We start from the raw sequence: 13,019 nt of genomic DNA, 5'->3' as shown, positions 1-13,019 counted from the left end.
CGTCAAGCGCGCCATCTCCAAGCACCGAGCCAAAGGCACCATCGACCGCACCAACTACACAACCAGCATCACCATCGAGATCCTCGACGGTTGACAACGGGCCACCCACGCTAACTGCGCGGCATTGACACTAACCCGGGGCGTTGGTGTGGTCCACCGCTGCGGGGCGGGCTACTTACCCTGGCCGCAGGCGAGGTCGACGTAGACCGTGGTGTAGCGGACCCGCTCCTCGGTGTTGCCGCGCGGGGCGGCCTTGAGTTCTGTGATGTCGCGGCCAGGACGGACGGCCTTGACGTTGCAGTCGCTGATCGACCCGCTGCCGACCCGGGACAGGATGACGCGGTAGCCCTCGTCCTCCAATTGCTTGATCGTCTGCTGCGCCGACCCGGCGCCACCCGGCGCCGCCGCGGCCGGTCCGGCCACCGCCAGCGCACCTACGGCCAAACCGGTTCCGATCGCGGCGATGACGCTATTCCTGACGGAGTTCCCCATTGAACTACCTGCCTTCCTTGCTGATTGATTTCAGCCTATGCACGCAATTCAGCCAGGTCCATCGACTCATGTTGAACGCATACGAATGGGCGCATATGAATAGCCGCACATTGGAAACTCAGGCCGGATTCATATGTTTCGAATACCCGCCGACCACGTCGGGGGCAGCCTCGCCCGCCAGCGGGATACGCACAGTAAACACTGTTTCACCAGGCTTCGAGGCAACCGCCACGGTCCCGTTGTGCGCCTCGACGATCGACGCCACGATGGCCAGCCCCAGCCCGGTACTGCCTAATTCGCGCGACCGCGATTTATCGGCCCGCACAAATCTACCGAAAAGATTTGGCAACAATTCGGCATCAATTCCCGGCCCGTCGTCGGTAACCGTTAATTCCGCGAATTCATCACCTTTGGTGAGCGCAATTGCAACGGTCACTCCGGGCGGCGTATGTATCCGGGCATTTGTCAACAAATTGCTGACCACTTGGTGCAGCCGGGCCAGATCGCCGCGCACCCACAGCGGATCGTCGGGCAACTCGGCCACCCAGTGATGCTCGGGCGCACCCACCGCCACGTCATTGACCGCGTCGACCACCAGATCGCTCAGGTCGATGTCGTCGGTCTCCAGGTCCTGCCCCTCACTCAACCGCGACAACAACAGCAGGTCACTGACCAGGCCCGTCATCCGTCGCGCTTCGGCTTCGATGCGGGCCAGCGCGTATTCGGTGGTGGGCGGCAGAGTTGCGCTGTCCTGCCGGGTCAGCTCGGCATATCCCTGGATCGCGGCCAGCGGGGTACGCAGCTCATGGCTGGCATCGGTGAGGAACTGCCGGGTGCGCCGGTCGGACTCGGCCAGCGCAGCGAGCGCGCTGTCGACATTGGCCAGCAGCTGGTTGAGCGTCTCCCCTACCAGGCCCACCTCGGTGTCCGGATCGGTATCGGTGTCCCGCACCCGCGTCGTGATGCGGTGATCGCCACCGTCCAAGGGCAGTTTCGCCACCTTGGCCGCAGTCGCCGCCACCCGGCTCAACGGCCGCAGCGCGTAGCGGACCACCGCGACGGTGCCCAAGGCGGTGACGATCAGGGCGATGACGATCATCACCCCGACGGTCACCGTTTTGCGGGCGATCACCAGGTTGGCGCTGTCCAGCGACACCCCAGAAACCAGCACCTCACCGTTTTCCGCAGGCTGGCTGGCCAACCGGTAGGAGCCCAGCACCGGAAGCTTCACCGTGCGGGGACGCTCGTCGGTCCAGTTGTACTGGTCGAGTGCCCGAGTCACCGCCGCCGGCGCCGGGTGCGGCTCACCGTCGGAGAACACCGCCGACTGCATCACCACACCGTCGTGCAGCACCGCGATCAGGTTGCCCGGGGCCTGCCCGACGAACGCCGTGAGCGCCTCGGTGTCCGCCGCGAGCTCGTGCTCGTCCCGACTCTCCCGCCATTTCTCGTGGGAATGACTGAAGGCGGCCAACGACCGCGACACCTCGGTATCGCTCATCGTCGTCACGTACGTGTGCAGGCTGTATACCGACAACGCGCCGACCGCGAACAACACCACCGTGACGATCGCACTGACACCCAGCACCAGTTTCCGGCGCAGCGAGCGCGGCCCCCAGCGTCTGGGCGGCATCAGCCCGTCACGACGCCGGCCGCAGCATGTACCCAACGCCGCGGACGGTGTGGATCATCGGCTCGCGGTCAGTGTCGACCTTCTTGCGCAGGTAGGAGATGTACAGGTCGACGATGCTCGACTTTCCGCCGAACCCGTAATTCCACACCCGGTCGAGAATCTCGGCCCGGCTCAACGCTCGGCGCGGGTTGCGCATCAGGTAGCGCAACAACTCGAACTCGGTCACCGTGAGGTTGATCGGCTCACCGGCCCGGGTGACCTCCCGGCTGGCCCCGTCGAGCACCATGTCGCCGACCTTGAGGGTCTCGTCGGCCGGGGGCGTGGTGTGGCTCGACCGGCGCAGCAACCCCCGCAACCGGGCCACCAGCTCCTCGAGGCTGAACGGTTTGGTCATGTAGTCGTCGGCGCCGGCGGTCAGCCCGGAGACCCGGTCCAACACGGAATCCCTGGCGGTCAGGAACAGCGTGGGCGTGTAGCCGTCGGCCTCCCGGACGCGTTGCAGAATCTGCAGGCCGTCGATGTCGGGCAGCATGATGTCCAGCACCACGACGTCGGGCTCGATCTCGTCGAACTTTGCTACCGCATCGTGGCCGTTGTGCGCCACGTCGACTTCCCAGCCCTCGTAATGCAGGGCCATCTTGACGAGGTTGGTCAGCGCCGGCTCGTCGTCAACCAGCAACACTCGGATTGCAGATCCGTCGGTGCGGTGAATCTTCGGCAATTGTCCGAGGATGGCCTGGCGGGGTTGCTGGGCGCGGGGGGAAACGGACATCGTCGTCATGACTCCATTGTGCGGAGTACACAGAGCGTTGTCACGGAGTTCATATGGACTTCTAAGGGAACGCTATATCTATGAGTTTTCTATGATGCACGTCACGTTTCTGACCTGTGGTGATCCAGCTCAAACATCTTGCGATACATACAGTTTCCAACGAGTAGGTGAACAATAAGTGCCGCCCAATGCCATTCCTTGAATGATTCTCCCTGCACACCAGGGATATTCGCGGAGACCGTCACTTCACCGAAACATTTGGGTTCCCTATGCGTGGTCGAATCTTCCTTGCGCCTGCTCACAGCGATAAATACTCTCGCCCACAGCAATTGGGTAATGCCCAGCTACAGGTGAGCCATAAGTCGACTTGTGTCGCACTGCGCTCCAACACCTTTCGCAGTTGTTTCCGGACAACGGCGTCAATAACTTTGCGCGGGCCGCAACGAGGCGAGCCCGCGCATCACCGATTCCAGACGGAGGCGCGCCATGCAGCAAACCAACCAACTCGCAGAACGGGCGAGATCCGTTCTGCGATACGACCTACCGGCATCACTGGTGGTGTTCCTGGTCGCCCTGCCCCTGTCACTGGGCATCGCCGTGGCCTCGGGGGCACCGGTACTGGCCGGCATCATCGCCGCCATCGTCGGCGGCATCGTGGTGGGCGCCCTGGGCGGATCCCCGCTGCAGGTCAGCGGCCCGGCGGCCGGGCTAACGGTGGTGGTCGCCGGCCTGATCTCACAATTCGGCTGGGCCGTTACCTGCGCCATCACCGTGGGCGCGGGCGTGCTGCAGGTGCTGTTCGGTCTGAGCCGGGTGGCACGGGCAGCGCTGGCCATCTCCCCGGTGGTGGTGCACGCAATGTTGGCCGGCATCGGCGTCACCATCGCCCTGCAGCAGGTGCACGTGCTGCTCGGCGGCAGCTCCAACAGTTCTGCCTGGGCCAACATCTCTGAGCTGCCCGCTCAGCTGGTGAGTGCCCACTGGCCCGCCGTGCTGCTGGGCCTGCTGGTGATCATCACCCTGGTGGGATGGCGCTGGGTTCCCGCCCCGGTCAACAAGGTGCCGGCCCCGCTCGTGGCGATCGTCGGTGTGACAGCCCTGTCGGTGCTGGCACCGTTCGATGTCAGCCGCATCCAGATCGACGAATCGCTAATCGATGCGCTGGCATTGCCCAGCCTGCCTGACGGCAATTGGGCAGCATTCGCCGGCGGCATCTTGACCATCGCGCTCATCGCCAGTGTCGAAAGCCTGCTGTCAGCGGTGTCCGTCGACCGCATGCACAACGGTCCGCGCACCAACTTCGACCGCGAGATGATCGGCCAGGGCACGGCCAACATGGTTTCGGGCGCCATCGGCGGTCTGCCCGTCACCGGTGTGATCGTGCGTAGTTCGACCAACGTGGCTGCCGGGGCCCGCAGCCGGGCCTCGGCCATCATGCACGGCGTGTGGGTGCTCGCATTCGCCGTACCGTTTGCCGGCCTGGCCCAGATGATTCCGACCGCCGCGCTCGCAGGCCTGCTCATCATGATCGGCCTGCGCCTGGTGAATCGTGCCCACATCGAAACGGCAAGACTCACCGGAGATTTGGCGGTGTACCTGATCACCATCTTGAGCGTGGTATTCCTCAACCTGCTCGAAGGTGTGGCGATCGGCCTAGTCTTGGCGATCGCGCTGACGGTATGGCGAGTGGTGCGCACCAAAATCCACGCCGAGCCAGCCGGCGAGGACGATTGGCTGGTCACCATCGAGGGCTCCTGCACGTTCCTATCGCTGCCCAAGCTGACCAAGACTCTGGCCACCGTGCCCGCCGACGCCGACGCCACGGTGGAACTATCCGTCGATTTCATCGACCACGCCGCTCATCAGGCCATCGAGGACTGGTGCCGTCAGCACCGCGCTGCAGGCAACAATGTCGAGTTGCACGACCTGGGGGCCGTAGAGATGGACAGTGCGGTGCTTGGACCTCCGATCCGCAATTTCACCCCGTTCGACAAGCGTTCAGGTGTGGTGCCGTGGAATTCCTGGCAGCCGCAGGGCACCCCGTCGGTGCTGCACGGGCTGGCCGCCTACCATCGACGCACCGCCCCGGTGTTACGCCCTCACATGCAGGATCTGACGGATAGCCAGAATCCGGAAACACTGTTCCTGACCTGCGCCGATTCCCGAGTGGTACCCAACGTCATCACCAGTAGCGGGCCAGGCGACCTGTTCACCGTTCGCAACGTCGGCAACATCATCCCGGCGGGCCAGGTCGATGAATCGATCGAAGCCGCCATCGCGTTCGCGGTCGACAAGCTCGATGTCTCCTCGATCGTGGTGTGCGGACATTCCAGCTGCGGCGCGATGACCGCGATGCTGGGCGGAACCGACGTCGGCGACAAACACCTGGAATCCTGGCTGGCGCACGGCGATACGTCTCTGGAGGCGTTCGATGAGGGTCGTCACCCGGTGGCGCTCTCGGCGGCCGAGGCCGGCTTCGGCACGGTGGATCAGCTGTCGATGGTCAACATCGCCGTGCAGGTACAGACCCTGCAGGCGCACCCGGTGGCGCGGCGGGTCAACGTGATCGGCCTGTTCTACGACATCGCCAGCGCCGGTGTGCTGCGGGTGACGCCGACCCACGTCGAAACCCTGGCCGACGCGGCATAACCCACCACCGCGAAGGTCACCCAGCAGCGCGAGCGTGCGTGTCTGCTGCCCGACACACCAGATGTCGGCAGCAGTTCACGCACGCTCGCGCTGTTTCGTCGGTACTCGTGTCTGCGCAGGGAGATGCGAGGAGCGATGGTTGGGCGAAACGGATCAGTAGTGGCCAGGGCCGCGGCCGGCCATGTCCTCCAGGCGACGGATCCGGTCGGCCATCGGCGGGTGGGTCGAGAACAGCTTGCCGATACGCTCGCCGGCGCGGAACGGGCTGGCGATCATCAGATGCGCCTGATCGGCCAACTGGGGCTGTGGAGGCAGCGGGGCCGCCTCGACACCACCGGAGATCTTGCGCAGTGCCGAGGCCAATGCCAGTGGATCACCGGTCAATTCGGCACCGGACTGGTCGGCCTGATATTCCCGCTGGCGGGATACCGCCATCCGCACCACGGTGGCCGCTATCGGTCCGAGCAGTGAAACCAGGAGCAGGGCAAGAGGATTCGAGCCTTCACGGTTACCACCGAACATTCCGGCGAACATGGCCATGTTGGCCAGAGCGGTGATCACCGATGCCATCGCGCCGGCCACACACGAGATCAGGATGTCGCGGTTGTAGACGTGTGAGAGCTCATGCCCGAGAACCGCACGCAGCTCACGCTCGTTGAGGAGCTGCAGAATGCCGGTGGTACAGCACACCGCGGCGTTGCGTGGATTGCGGCCGGTGGCGAACGCATTCGGGTTCGCGGTGTCGGAGATGTACAGCCGTGGCATCGGCTGATGGGCCGTGGTGGCCAACTCCCGCACGATCCGATAGATCTCCGGCGCCTGCACCTCGGTGATCGGCTGGGCATGCATCGCACGCAGCGCCATCTTGTCGCTGTTGAAATACACGTAGGCGTTCATGCCCACGGCGAACAGGACCGCCAGATACATCACGTTGCGGCCGAACAGCGAACCGACGAAGACGATCAACGCCGACATCCCGACCAGCAGGAAGAATGTCTTGATCCGGTTCGCGTGCGGGTTCCACGTCATCGCAGTTTCCTCCTAGGCAACTACTCGGCAACCATCGCTGATTAAACGCTCAGTTACCGTCCGTGGTTCCAGAACAGCCGTGACGGTTCACCGTCGAAAATCAGCCGTGGCGGTTCACCGTGTAGTCCACGAGGGCGGCCAACGCGTCACGGCCGGGCCCGGCCGGCAGGCCCGCAAGCTCGGCGCGGGCCTGTGCCGCGTACTCGGCGACGGTCTCCTTGGCGCGTGCCATTCCGGCCGATTGCCGCAGCAACGCCAGTGCCTCGGCGACGTCCTCGTCACGCTCGACCGGGCCGGCCAGCAACTCCCGCAACCGATCGGAACCGGGGCCGGACTCGCGCAGCGCGTACAGCACCGGCAGGGTGTGCACACCCTCGCGCAGGTCCGTGCCCGGCACCTTGCCCGATTCATCGGGATCGCTGTCGATGTCGATGATGTCGTCGGAGATCTGGAACGCGGTGCCCACGATCCCGCCCAGCCGGTGCAGCCGGTCGATCTGGTCGGCGTCGGCACCGGAGAACGTCGCCCCGAACCGTCCGGAGGCGGCGATCAGGCACGCGGTCTTCTCGTAGACCACCTTGAGGTAGTGGTCGACGGAGTCGACATGCTCGGCCGCGCCGCGAGTCTCGCGCATCTGTCCGGTCACCAGCTGCGCGAATGTGTCGGCAATCACACGCACCGCGTCCGGTCCGAGCAGCGAAACCAGCCGCGACGCCGTGGCGAACAAGTAGTCGCCGGCCAGGATGGCGATGTTGTTGCCCCACCGGGCGTTGGCGCTGGCCGCCCCCCGCCGCATCTGGGCCTCATCCATCACGTCGTCGTGGTACAGCGTGGCCAGGTGCACCAGCTCGATGACCGCGCCGGCGATCGTGACCTCCGGATCGCCGGGCCGGGGGCCCAGCGACGCCGAGAGCACGGTGAACAACGGACGGAACCGTTTTCCGCCGGCCTGGAACAGATGCTGGACGGCCTCGGCCATGAGCTCATCGGCTTTGCCCAGCTCGTCAGACATCAGTTGTTCGATCCTGGCGACGCTGTCTCGGACTTCGACGGCGAACGCCGCGTCCCCGAAATCAACGCCTGCCACCACAGTCGCTGGTGTCCTCATTCGTCCAACATACTGGGGGACATGGATGCACCGGCGGGCAGGAGCGCAGCGACCCGGGGATATACACAGGCAGACGTGGTCGTGGTGGGCGCCGGACCGGCCGGGTCGGCGGCCGCCGCGTGGGCGGCCCGAGCCGGTCGCGACGTGCTGGTCATCGATGCGGCGCAGTTCCCGAGGGACAAGTCCTGCGGCGACGGGCTGACACCGCGGGCGGTCGCCGAGCTGGAACGACTCGGCATGGGGCCCTGGCTCGACACCCGGATCCGGCACCACGGCCTGCGGATGTCGGGATTCGGTGCCGACGTCGAGGTGCGGTGGCCCGGGCCGTCGTTCCCGTCAACCGGAAGCGCGGTACCGCGCACCGAACTCGACGACCGCATCCGCTCGGTCGCCGCCGACGACGGCGCGAAGATGCGACTCGGCGCCAAAGTGGTTGGGGTGAGCCATGACTCGCGCGGTCACGTCGAGTCGGTGCAGCTGGACGACGGCGCCACCATCGGCTGCACGCACCTGATCGTGGCCGACGGGGCCCGCTCCACCCTGGGCCGCATGCTCGGTCGTACGTGGCACAAGGAGACCGTGTACGGCACCGCCATCCGGGGCTACCTCACCACCCCGCGCGCCGACGAGCCGTGGATCACCTCGCATCTGGAGCTGCGCTCCCCCGAAGGCCAGGTGCTGCCCGGCTACGGCTGGATCTTCCCGCTGGGCAACGGTGAGGTGAACATCGGGGTGGGCGCCCTGGCGACGGCGAAACGGCCCGCCCACGCGGCCCTGCGGCCACTGCTGTCCTACTACACCCAGTTGCGCCGCGAGGAATGGGGATTCTCCGGGGAGCCGAGGGCCGCGCTGTCGGCGCTGCTGCCGATGGGCGGCGCGGTGTCCGGGGTGGCCGGACCCAACTGGATGCTGGTCGGCGACGCGGCGGCGTGCATCAACCCGCTCAACGGCGAGGGCATCGACTACGGGCTGGAGACCGGCCGCTTGGCGGCCGAGATGCTGGGGTCCGGCGACTATGCGCAGGCCTGGCCCGCGCTGCTGCGGGACCATTACGCCCAGGGCTTCTCCATCGCCCGGCGGTTGGCACTGCTGCTCACCCTGCCCCGGTTCCTGCCGGCCTCCGGCCCGATCGCGGTGCGCTCGTCGTTCTTGATGAACATCGCCGTGCGGGTGATGGGCAATCTCGTCACCGAAGAGGACGACGACTGGGTGGCCCGGGTGTGGCGGAGCGCGGGGCTGGCGTCACGGAGGCTGGATCAGCGCAAACCGTTCAGCTGATCCGCTTGTTCGCGGTTGAGCATCCAGATCCGGGTGGACAGCGCCGTCGCGAAGGCACACCACAGCGGATATGGCGTCAGGATGGCGCCGGGGGCACCTTGGGCCTGTACCGCGCGGCGGGTCAGATCCGCGCTGCTGGCCGTCAGCGCCGCGGCCGTGAGCGCTGCGGCGCCGAGTCGGCGACGGGAGAAGAACACCCACGACCACGCGGCGTTGACGGCGAGGTTCGCGCTCAGCGCCGCCGTGTAAGCGCGAGCCTGGTCGGCCTGGCCGTCGGCGCGCAAACGGTCGATGGTGCGGGCCGACACCACCGCGATGCCGGCGTACAGGATCGGCCAGACGATCGGAAACGCTTGTCGCGGAGGCTGAAAGGACGGCTTTCGCAGCCGCTCGTACCACGTGGACTGGGCGGGGCGGCTGGCCAGCCCGCCGACGAACGCAGTGGTCAATGCCGCAGAGGCCGTCTTGGCCAGGGTGATCGGTCGCATAGGTGACTACTTACCCGGATCGGGTGGTCGGCACACGTCGCCGCCCGTCGCTTTCTACGACGTGGCTGCGCCTCACGCCTGGGAACAGCCCGGAGGCAGAAAGCGGCGCGCCGGGACGCCGGCGGAGCGCGAGCTCAGCGGTATTCGCACAGATAGGCGGTCTCGACCTCGGTGCGCACCTGAAACTTGCTGTCCGCGGGCACAGTGAATTGCGTTCCGGCCGCGAAGGTTTCCCACTCCTGGCTGCCGGGCAGCTTGACGGTCAGCGCACCCGAGACCACCCGCATGATCTCAAGTTGGGAGGTGCCGAACTCGTACTCACCCACGGCCATGACGCCCACGGTCGCGTCTCCCTCCGGCGTGGTGAAGCCGATCGAGGCGACGTCGCCACCGAAGTACTCGTTGACCTTCAACAATGCGGCTCCTTGAAGTCGGGTGAGCGGTCAGGATACCGGTGTCCGACTCCATCGCCGCGGGCTACACCACATACTTGAGCACCCCGAGCATCGCGTTCTCGTCGGCCGGAGCACCGGCGCACCGCTGCAGCCCGGCAAGCAACGCCGACGTGTCCATGCCGGTGCCGATCAGCACCAACTCGGTGCCGGCTTGGCGACGCTTCTCGAAGCGCAGCGAACTGCCGACCAGCTGCACCAGGAAGCGCTGCGACCCGAAGTCGACGAAACCCTTGGCGCGGTAAAGCCCCTCGGGCCGATCCCGCAGAAACTCCATGAACAGGCGGGGGTTCACCACGTCATCGGTGCGGAACTCGACGCTCTCGTATTCCGGATGATCGTGCTCGTGCTCGTCGCGAAGCAGCTCGTCGAATGACAGCTGGGCCTGCGGCGCACGCTCCGGTGGATCGATCAGCAGCTCGGGATCGATGCGGGCAAAGTCGGTGGGCACCACCGGAACCCGAGGATTGCGCTCGCGGATGCGGGCGGTCAGGCCGTCGACATCGGCACATGCAGACGCCTTATTCAGCACCACCAGATCGGCGACCGGCACCCCGTGAACGAGATCGGGCTGCAGGCCGTCGACGACCAGGACCAGGCCGGCGTAGTGGAAGTGCGGATCGTCGGCGGTGATGATGATGCGGGCCAGCGCGGCCGGCTCGGCCACGCCACTGGCCTCCACCACGATCAGGTCCAGCCGGGGCTTGACGGCGGCGAGCTTGCCCAGCATCTCGCCCGCCTCTTCGGCGTCGACCGCACAGCAGATGCAGCCGTTGGACAGCGAGGCCATCGCATCGACCTGGCCGGCCACCAGCATGGCGTCGATGTTGACCGCGCCGAAGTCGTTGACCAGCGCCCCGATGCGGACGCCGCGGCCGTTGCGCAGCAGGTGGTTGAGCAGCGTGGTCTTCCCGGCGCCGAGATGACCGGCGACCGCCAGCACAGGTACCGATGTCACCGGGCCATCGTAGGGTTGCGAACTGTTTCGGTGTGGTGTGAGTAAATGTGATCGACTGTCAGTTTCATTGAGTGTGAAGTTGTCTGAGTGGGCGCGCGAATGGTGTGCGTCCGCAGACGGCGTGCCGGTGGTTTCGTGAGGACCGGATGCCGGTGCCGGTTCGCCGCTTGGAGTCGGGGACGATCTGGGTCGATGCGCCAGAGTCTGGGGAGGCTGGTTGCGCAGTCGTCTATGCGCGGGTGTCCTCACATGTTCAACGGCAGGATCTGGACCGGCAGGTTGCACGATTGACCGACTGGGCTACCTCGAATGGTCTTGTGGTCGGCGAGGTGGTGTGCGAGGTGGGGTCGGGCTTGAACGGCAAGCGGCCCAAGTTGCGAAGGATTTTGTCGGACCCGTCTGCTTGGGTGGTGGTCGTGGAGCATCGGGACCGGTTGGCGCGCTTGGGGGTGGAGCACCTCGAAGCGGCGTTGTCCGCCCCGGGGCCGCAGGATCATCGTTGCCGATCCGGGCGAGACTGTCGATGATCTGGTGCGTGACATGATCGAGGTGCTGACCTTGATGTGTGCGCGCCTGTATGGCCGCCGCGGTGCGCGCAACCGGGCGATGGGCGCGGTGACCGCCACCAAACAGGCCGAGGTGGTTGCTGGTGGCTAGGTTCGAGATCCCCCAGGGGTGGACGGCGCAGGCGTATCGGTTCGCGTTGGATCCGACCCCCACACAGTTGCGGGCGTTGGCTTCTCATGCTGGTGCAGCACGTTTCGCGCATAATCACATGTTGGCGTTGGTGAAGGCCGTGCTGGATCAGCGGGACGCTGAGCGTAGCTACGGCATCGACGAGGCCGAGTTGACGCCGGGGTTGGGGTGGTCGTTGCCGGCGCTGCGCAAGGTGTGGAACCTGCGCAAAACCTGGTGTGCGCCGTGGTGGGCCGAGAACTCGAAGGAGGCCTACAACACCGGCCTGGATGGGTTGGCCCGCGGACTGGAGGCCTGGTCGGCCTCGCGACGCGGCCAGCGTGCCGGCCGCGCCGTCGGGTTCCCCCGGTTCAAGACCTCCCGGGCACCGCGATCGGTGCGGTTCACCACCGGGGTGATCCGGATCGAGGCCGACCGCCGCCACGTCAGGCTGCCGCGACTGGGTGCGGTCCGCACCCATGAATCGACCCGCAAGCTGGCCCGTCGTGTTGAGGCGGGGTCGGCGCGCATCTTGTCGGCCACCGTGCGCCAAGACTCTGCCGGGCGCTGGCACTGCGCCCTGCAGGTGATTGTGGAGGCCAAGACGCGGCCGGCGCACGCACGGCGGTCGGCCCATCCGGTGGTGGGTGTCGATGTCGGGGTGAAAACCGATGCCCTGCTGGTCATCGCCACCCCGGACGGTGTTGAAGTCGATCGTATCGCTGCGCCGAAGTCGCTGAGCGCCGCGCAATCCCGGTTGCGGGCGCTGCAGCGCCGAGCGGCCCGCCAGCACGGCCCGTATGACCCTGCTTCCAAGACCAAGCAGATGCCGTCGAAGCGGTGGCGGCGCACCCAGGGCCGCATCGGCCGCACCCACGCCCACGTCGCAGCGGTGCGCCGTGACGTGCTGCACAATGCCACCACCGCACTGGCCCAGTCCCACGATGTGGTGGTGGTCGAAACCTTGAATGCCGCGGGGATGCGCGCCAAGGGAGGCGCCCGCAAGCGGGGTTTGAATCGCGCCCTGGCCGATGCCGCCCTCGCTGAAATCCGGCGCATGCTCGGCTACAAAACTCGTTGGTACGGCAGCACTCTGGTGGCTGCTGACCGGTATTTTCCGTCGTCGAAGACATGCACCGCCTGTGGGAGGCGAAAGCCAAACCTCACCCTGGCCGACCGAATCTTCGAATGTGACGGCTGCGGTATGCGGATCGATCGTGATCTGGGTGCTGCGATCAACCTCGCCCGACTCGGCGAACCCCACACTCGGGGTGAACAGGGTCCCGCCGGGAGTGGCCCGGCGGCAGGACGTGGAGCCACGCGTGAGACCGAACCCGCGCCAGCGGGCGAGGCAGCCGGCGATGAAACGTCAACCCCGCACCACCAGACGGTGGATCAGACGGGGACCGCCTCACCGCAAGGCGAGGCTGCCTGATGAACAAGCGAACTCACATTCGCACACACGGCAACGGTTGTCGGGAACTG

General features: G+C 66.2%; 11 protein-coding genes and 1 pseudogene. 4 read left to right on the top strand and 8 right to left on the bottom strand.

Annotated elements, in window-relative coordinates; all coding sequences use genetic code 11:
• Window positions 1–171: 171 nt before the first annotated feature.
• The 3 genes from E0T84_RS28375 to E0T84_RS28365 form a co-directional block, all read right to left on the bottom strand.
• Window positions 172–492, bottom strand: coding sequence for a hypothetical protein (locus E0T84_RS28375; protein ID WP_070187066.1), 321 nt, complete (start codon window positions 490–492; stop codon window positions 172–174).
• Between the two features lie 118 nt (window positions 493–610).
• Window positions 611–2,125 carry a cell wall metabolism sensor histidine kinase WalK gene (locus E0T84_RS28370; protein WP_070187065.1) on the bottom strand — a complete coding sequence of 505 codons (1,515 nt, stop codon included), beginning with the start codon at window positions 2,123–2,125 and terminating at the stop codon, window positions 611–613.
• A 7-nt stretch (window positions 2,126–2,132) separates the two neighbouring features.
• Window positions 2,133–2,906: a response regulator transcription factor gene (locus E0T84_RS28365; RefSeq protein ID WP_070187064.1), complete on the bottom strand. Its 774-nt coding sequence runs from the start codon at window positions 2,904–2,906 to the stop codon at window positions 2,133–2,135.
• 477 nt (window positions 2,907–3,383) lie between these two features.
• On the opposite strand from E0T84_RS28365, the gene E0T84_RS28360 reads away from it, so the two are divergent.
• Window positions 3,384–5,546: a bifunctional SulP family inorganic anion transporter/carbonic anhydrase gene (locus E0T84_RS28360; RefSeq protein ID WP_070187063.1), complete on the top strand. Its 2,163-nt coding sequence runs from the start codon at window positions 3,384–3,386 to the stop codon at window positions 5,544–5,546.
• Window positions 5,547–5,699: 153 nt separating this feature from the next.
• Here the strand turns inward: E0T84_RS28360 and htpX are convergent, their stop codons facing one another.
• Both htpX and grcC1 read right to left on the bottom strand, forming a co-directional pair.
• Window positions 5,700–6,575, bottom strand: a complete 876-nt coding sequence (htpX, locus tag E0T84_RS28355; protein WP_070187062.1) for a zinc metalloprotease HtpX — start codon at window positions 6,573–6,575, stop codon at window positions 5,700–5,702.
• 100 nt (window positions 6,576–6,675) lie between these two features.
• Window positions 6,676–7,683, bottom strand: coding sequence for a nonaprenyl/(2E,6E)-farnesyl/geranylgeranyl diphosphat synthase (gene grcC1, locus E0T84_RS28350; RefSeq protein ID WP_171055206.1), 1,008 nt, complete (start codon window positions 7,681–7,683; stop codon window positions 6,676–6,678).
• Between the two features lie 21 nt (window positions 7,684–7,704).
• Here grcC1 and menJ point away from each other — a divergent pair, with 21 nt between their 5' ends.
• Window positions 7,705–8,961: a menaquinone reductase gene (menJ, locus tag E0T84_RS28345; RefSeq protein WP_070187060.1), complete on the top strand. Its 1,257-nt coding sequence runs from the start codon at window positions 7,705–7,707 to the stop codon at window positions 8,959–8,961.
• Here the strand turns inward: menJ and E0T84_RS28340 are convergent.
• The 3 genes from E0T84_RS28340 to E0T84_RS28330 form a co-directional block, all read right to left on the bottom strand.
• Window positions 8,940–9,449: a TspO/MBR family protein gene (locus E0T84_RS28340; protein WP_070187059.1), complete on the bottom strand. Its 510-nt coding sequence runs from the start codon at window positions 9,447–9,449 to the stop codon at window positions 8,940–8,942. The two genes, menJ and E0T84_RS28340, sit on opposite strands and share 22 nt — an antisense overlap.
• 134 nt (window positions 9,450–9,583) lie before the next feature.
• The gene (locus tag E0T84_RS28335) at window positions 9,584–9,865 is read right to left on the bottom strand and encodes a pyrimidine/purine nucleoside phosphorylase (RefSeq protein ID WP_070187058.1); all 282 of its coding nucleotides are present in this window, start codon (window positions 9,863–9,865) and stop codon (window positions 9,584–9,586) included.
• A gap of 61 nt (window positions 9,866–9,926) precedes the next feature.
• Window positions 9,927–10,859, bottom strand: a complete 933-nt coding sequence (locus E0T84_RS28330; RefSeq protein WP_070187057.1) for a GTP-binding protein — start codon at window positions 10,857–10,859, stop codon at window positions 9,927–9,929.
• A 73-nt stretch (window positions 10,860–10,932) separates the two neighbouring features.
• On the opposite strand from E0T84_RS28330, the pseudogene E0T84_RS28325 reads away from it, so the two are divergent.
• Together E0T84_RS28325 and tnpB are read left to right on the top strand one after the other, a co-directional pair.
• Window positions 10,933–11,516, top strand: a pseudogene (locus E0T84_RS28325) (IS607 family transposase).
• Window positions 11,509–12,969, top strand: coding sequence for an IS607 family element RNA-guided endonuclease TnpB (tnpB, locus tag E0T84_RS28320; protein WP_138746126.1), 1,461 nt, complete (start codon window positions 11,509–11,511; stop codon window positions 12,967–12,969). Before E0T84_RS28325 ends, tnpB begins: the two are co-directional and overlap by 8 nt.
• Window positions 12,970–13,019 lie beyond the last annotated feature (50 nt).

The sequence above is a fragment of the Mycobacterium sp. DBP42 genome (genome assembly GCF_005924235.1).
GTDB lineage: Bacteria > Actinomycetota > Actinomycetes > Mycobacteriales > Mycobacteriaceae > Mycobacterium > Mycobacterium syngnathidarum.
Note: the sequence above shows the minus strand (reverse complement) of the source record. Positions and strands in the feature narration are given on the sequence as shown.

What these genes read in the sequence shown, in the direction of transcription:
- htpX (WP_070187062.1), bottom strand. Translation starts at nt 6,575, where the DNA reads ATGACGTGGAACCCGCACGCGAACCGGATCAAGACATTCTTCCTGCTG.
- E0T84_RS28370 (WP_070187065.1), bottom strand. Translation starts at nt 2,125, where the DNA reads ATGCCGCCCAGACGCTGGGGGCCGCGCTCGCTGCGCCGGAAACTGGTG.
- E0T84_RS28365 (WP_070187064.1), bottom strand. Translation starts at nt 2,906, where the DNA reads ATGACGACGATGTCCGTTTCCCCCCGCGCCCAGCAACCCCGCCAGGCC.
- menJ (WP_070187060.1), top strand. Translation starts at nt 7,705, where the DNA reads ATGGATGCACCGGCGGGCAGGAGCGCAGCGACCCGGGGATATACACAG.
- E0T84_RS28375 (WP_070187066.1), bottom strand. Translation starts at nt 492, where the DNA reads ATGGGGAACTCCGTCAGGAATAGCGTCATCGCCGCGATCGGAACCGGT.
- grcC1 (WP_171055206.1), bottom strand. Translation starts at nt 7,683, where the DNA reads ATGAGGACACCAGCGACTGTGGTGGCAGGCGTTGATTTCGGGGACGCG.
- E0T84_RS28340 (WP_070187059.1), bottom strand. Translation starts at nt 9,449, where the DNA reads ATGCGACCGATCACCCTGGCCAAGACGGCCTCTGCGGCATTGACCACT.
- E0T84_RS28360 (WP_070187063.1), top strand. Translation starts at nt 3,384, where the DNA reads ATGCAGCAAACCAACCAACTCGCAGAACGGGCGAGATCCGTTCTGCGA.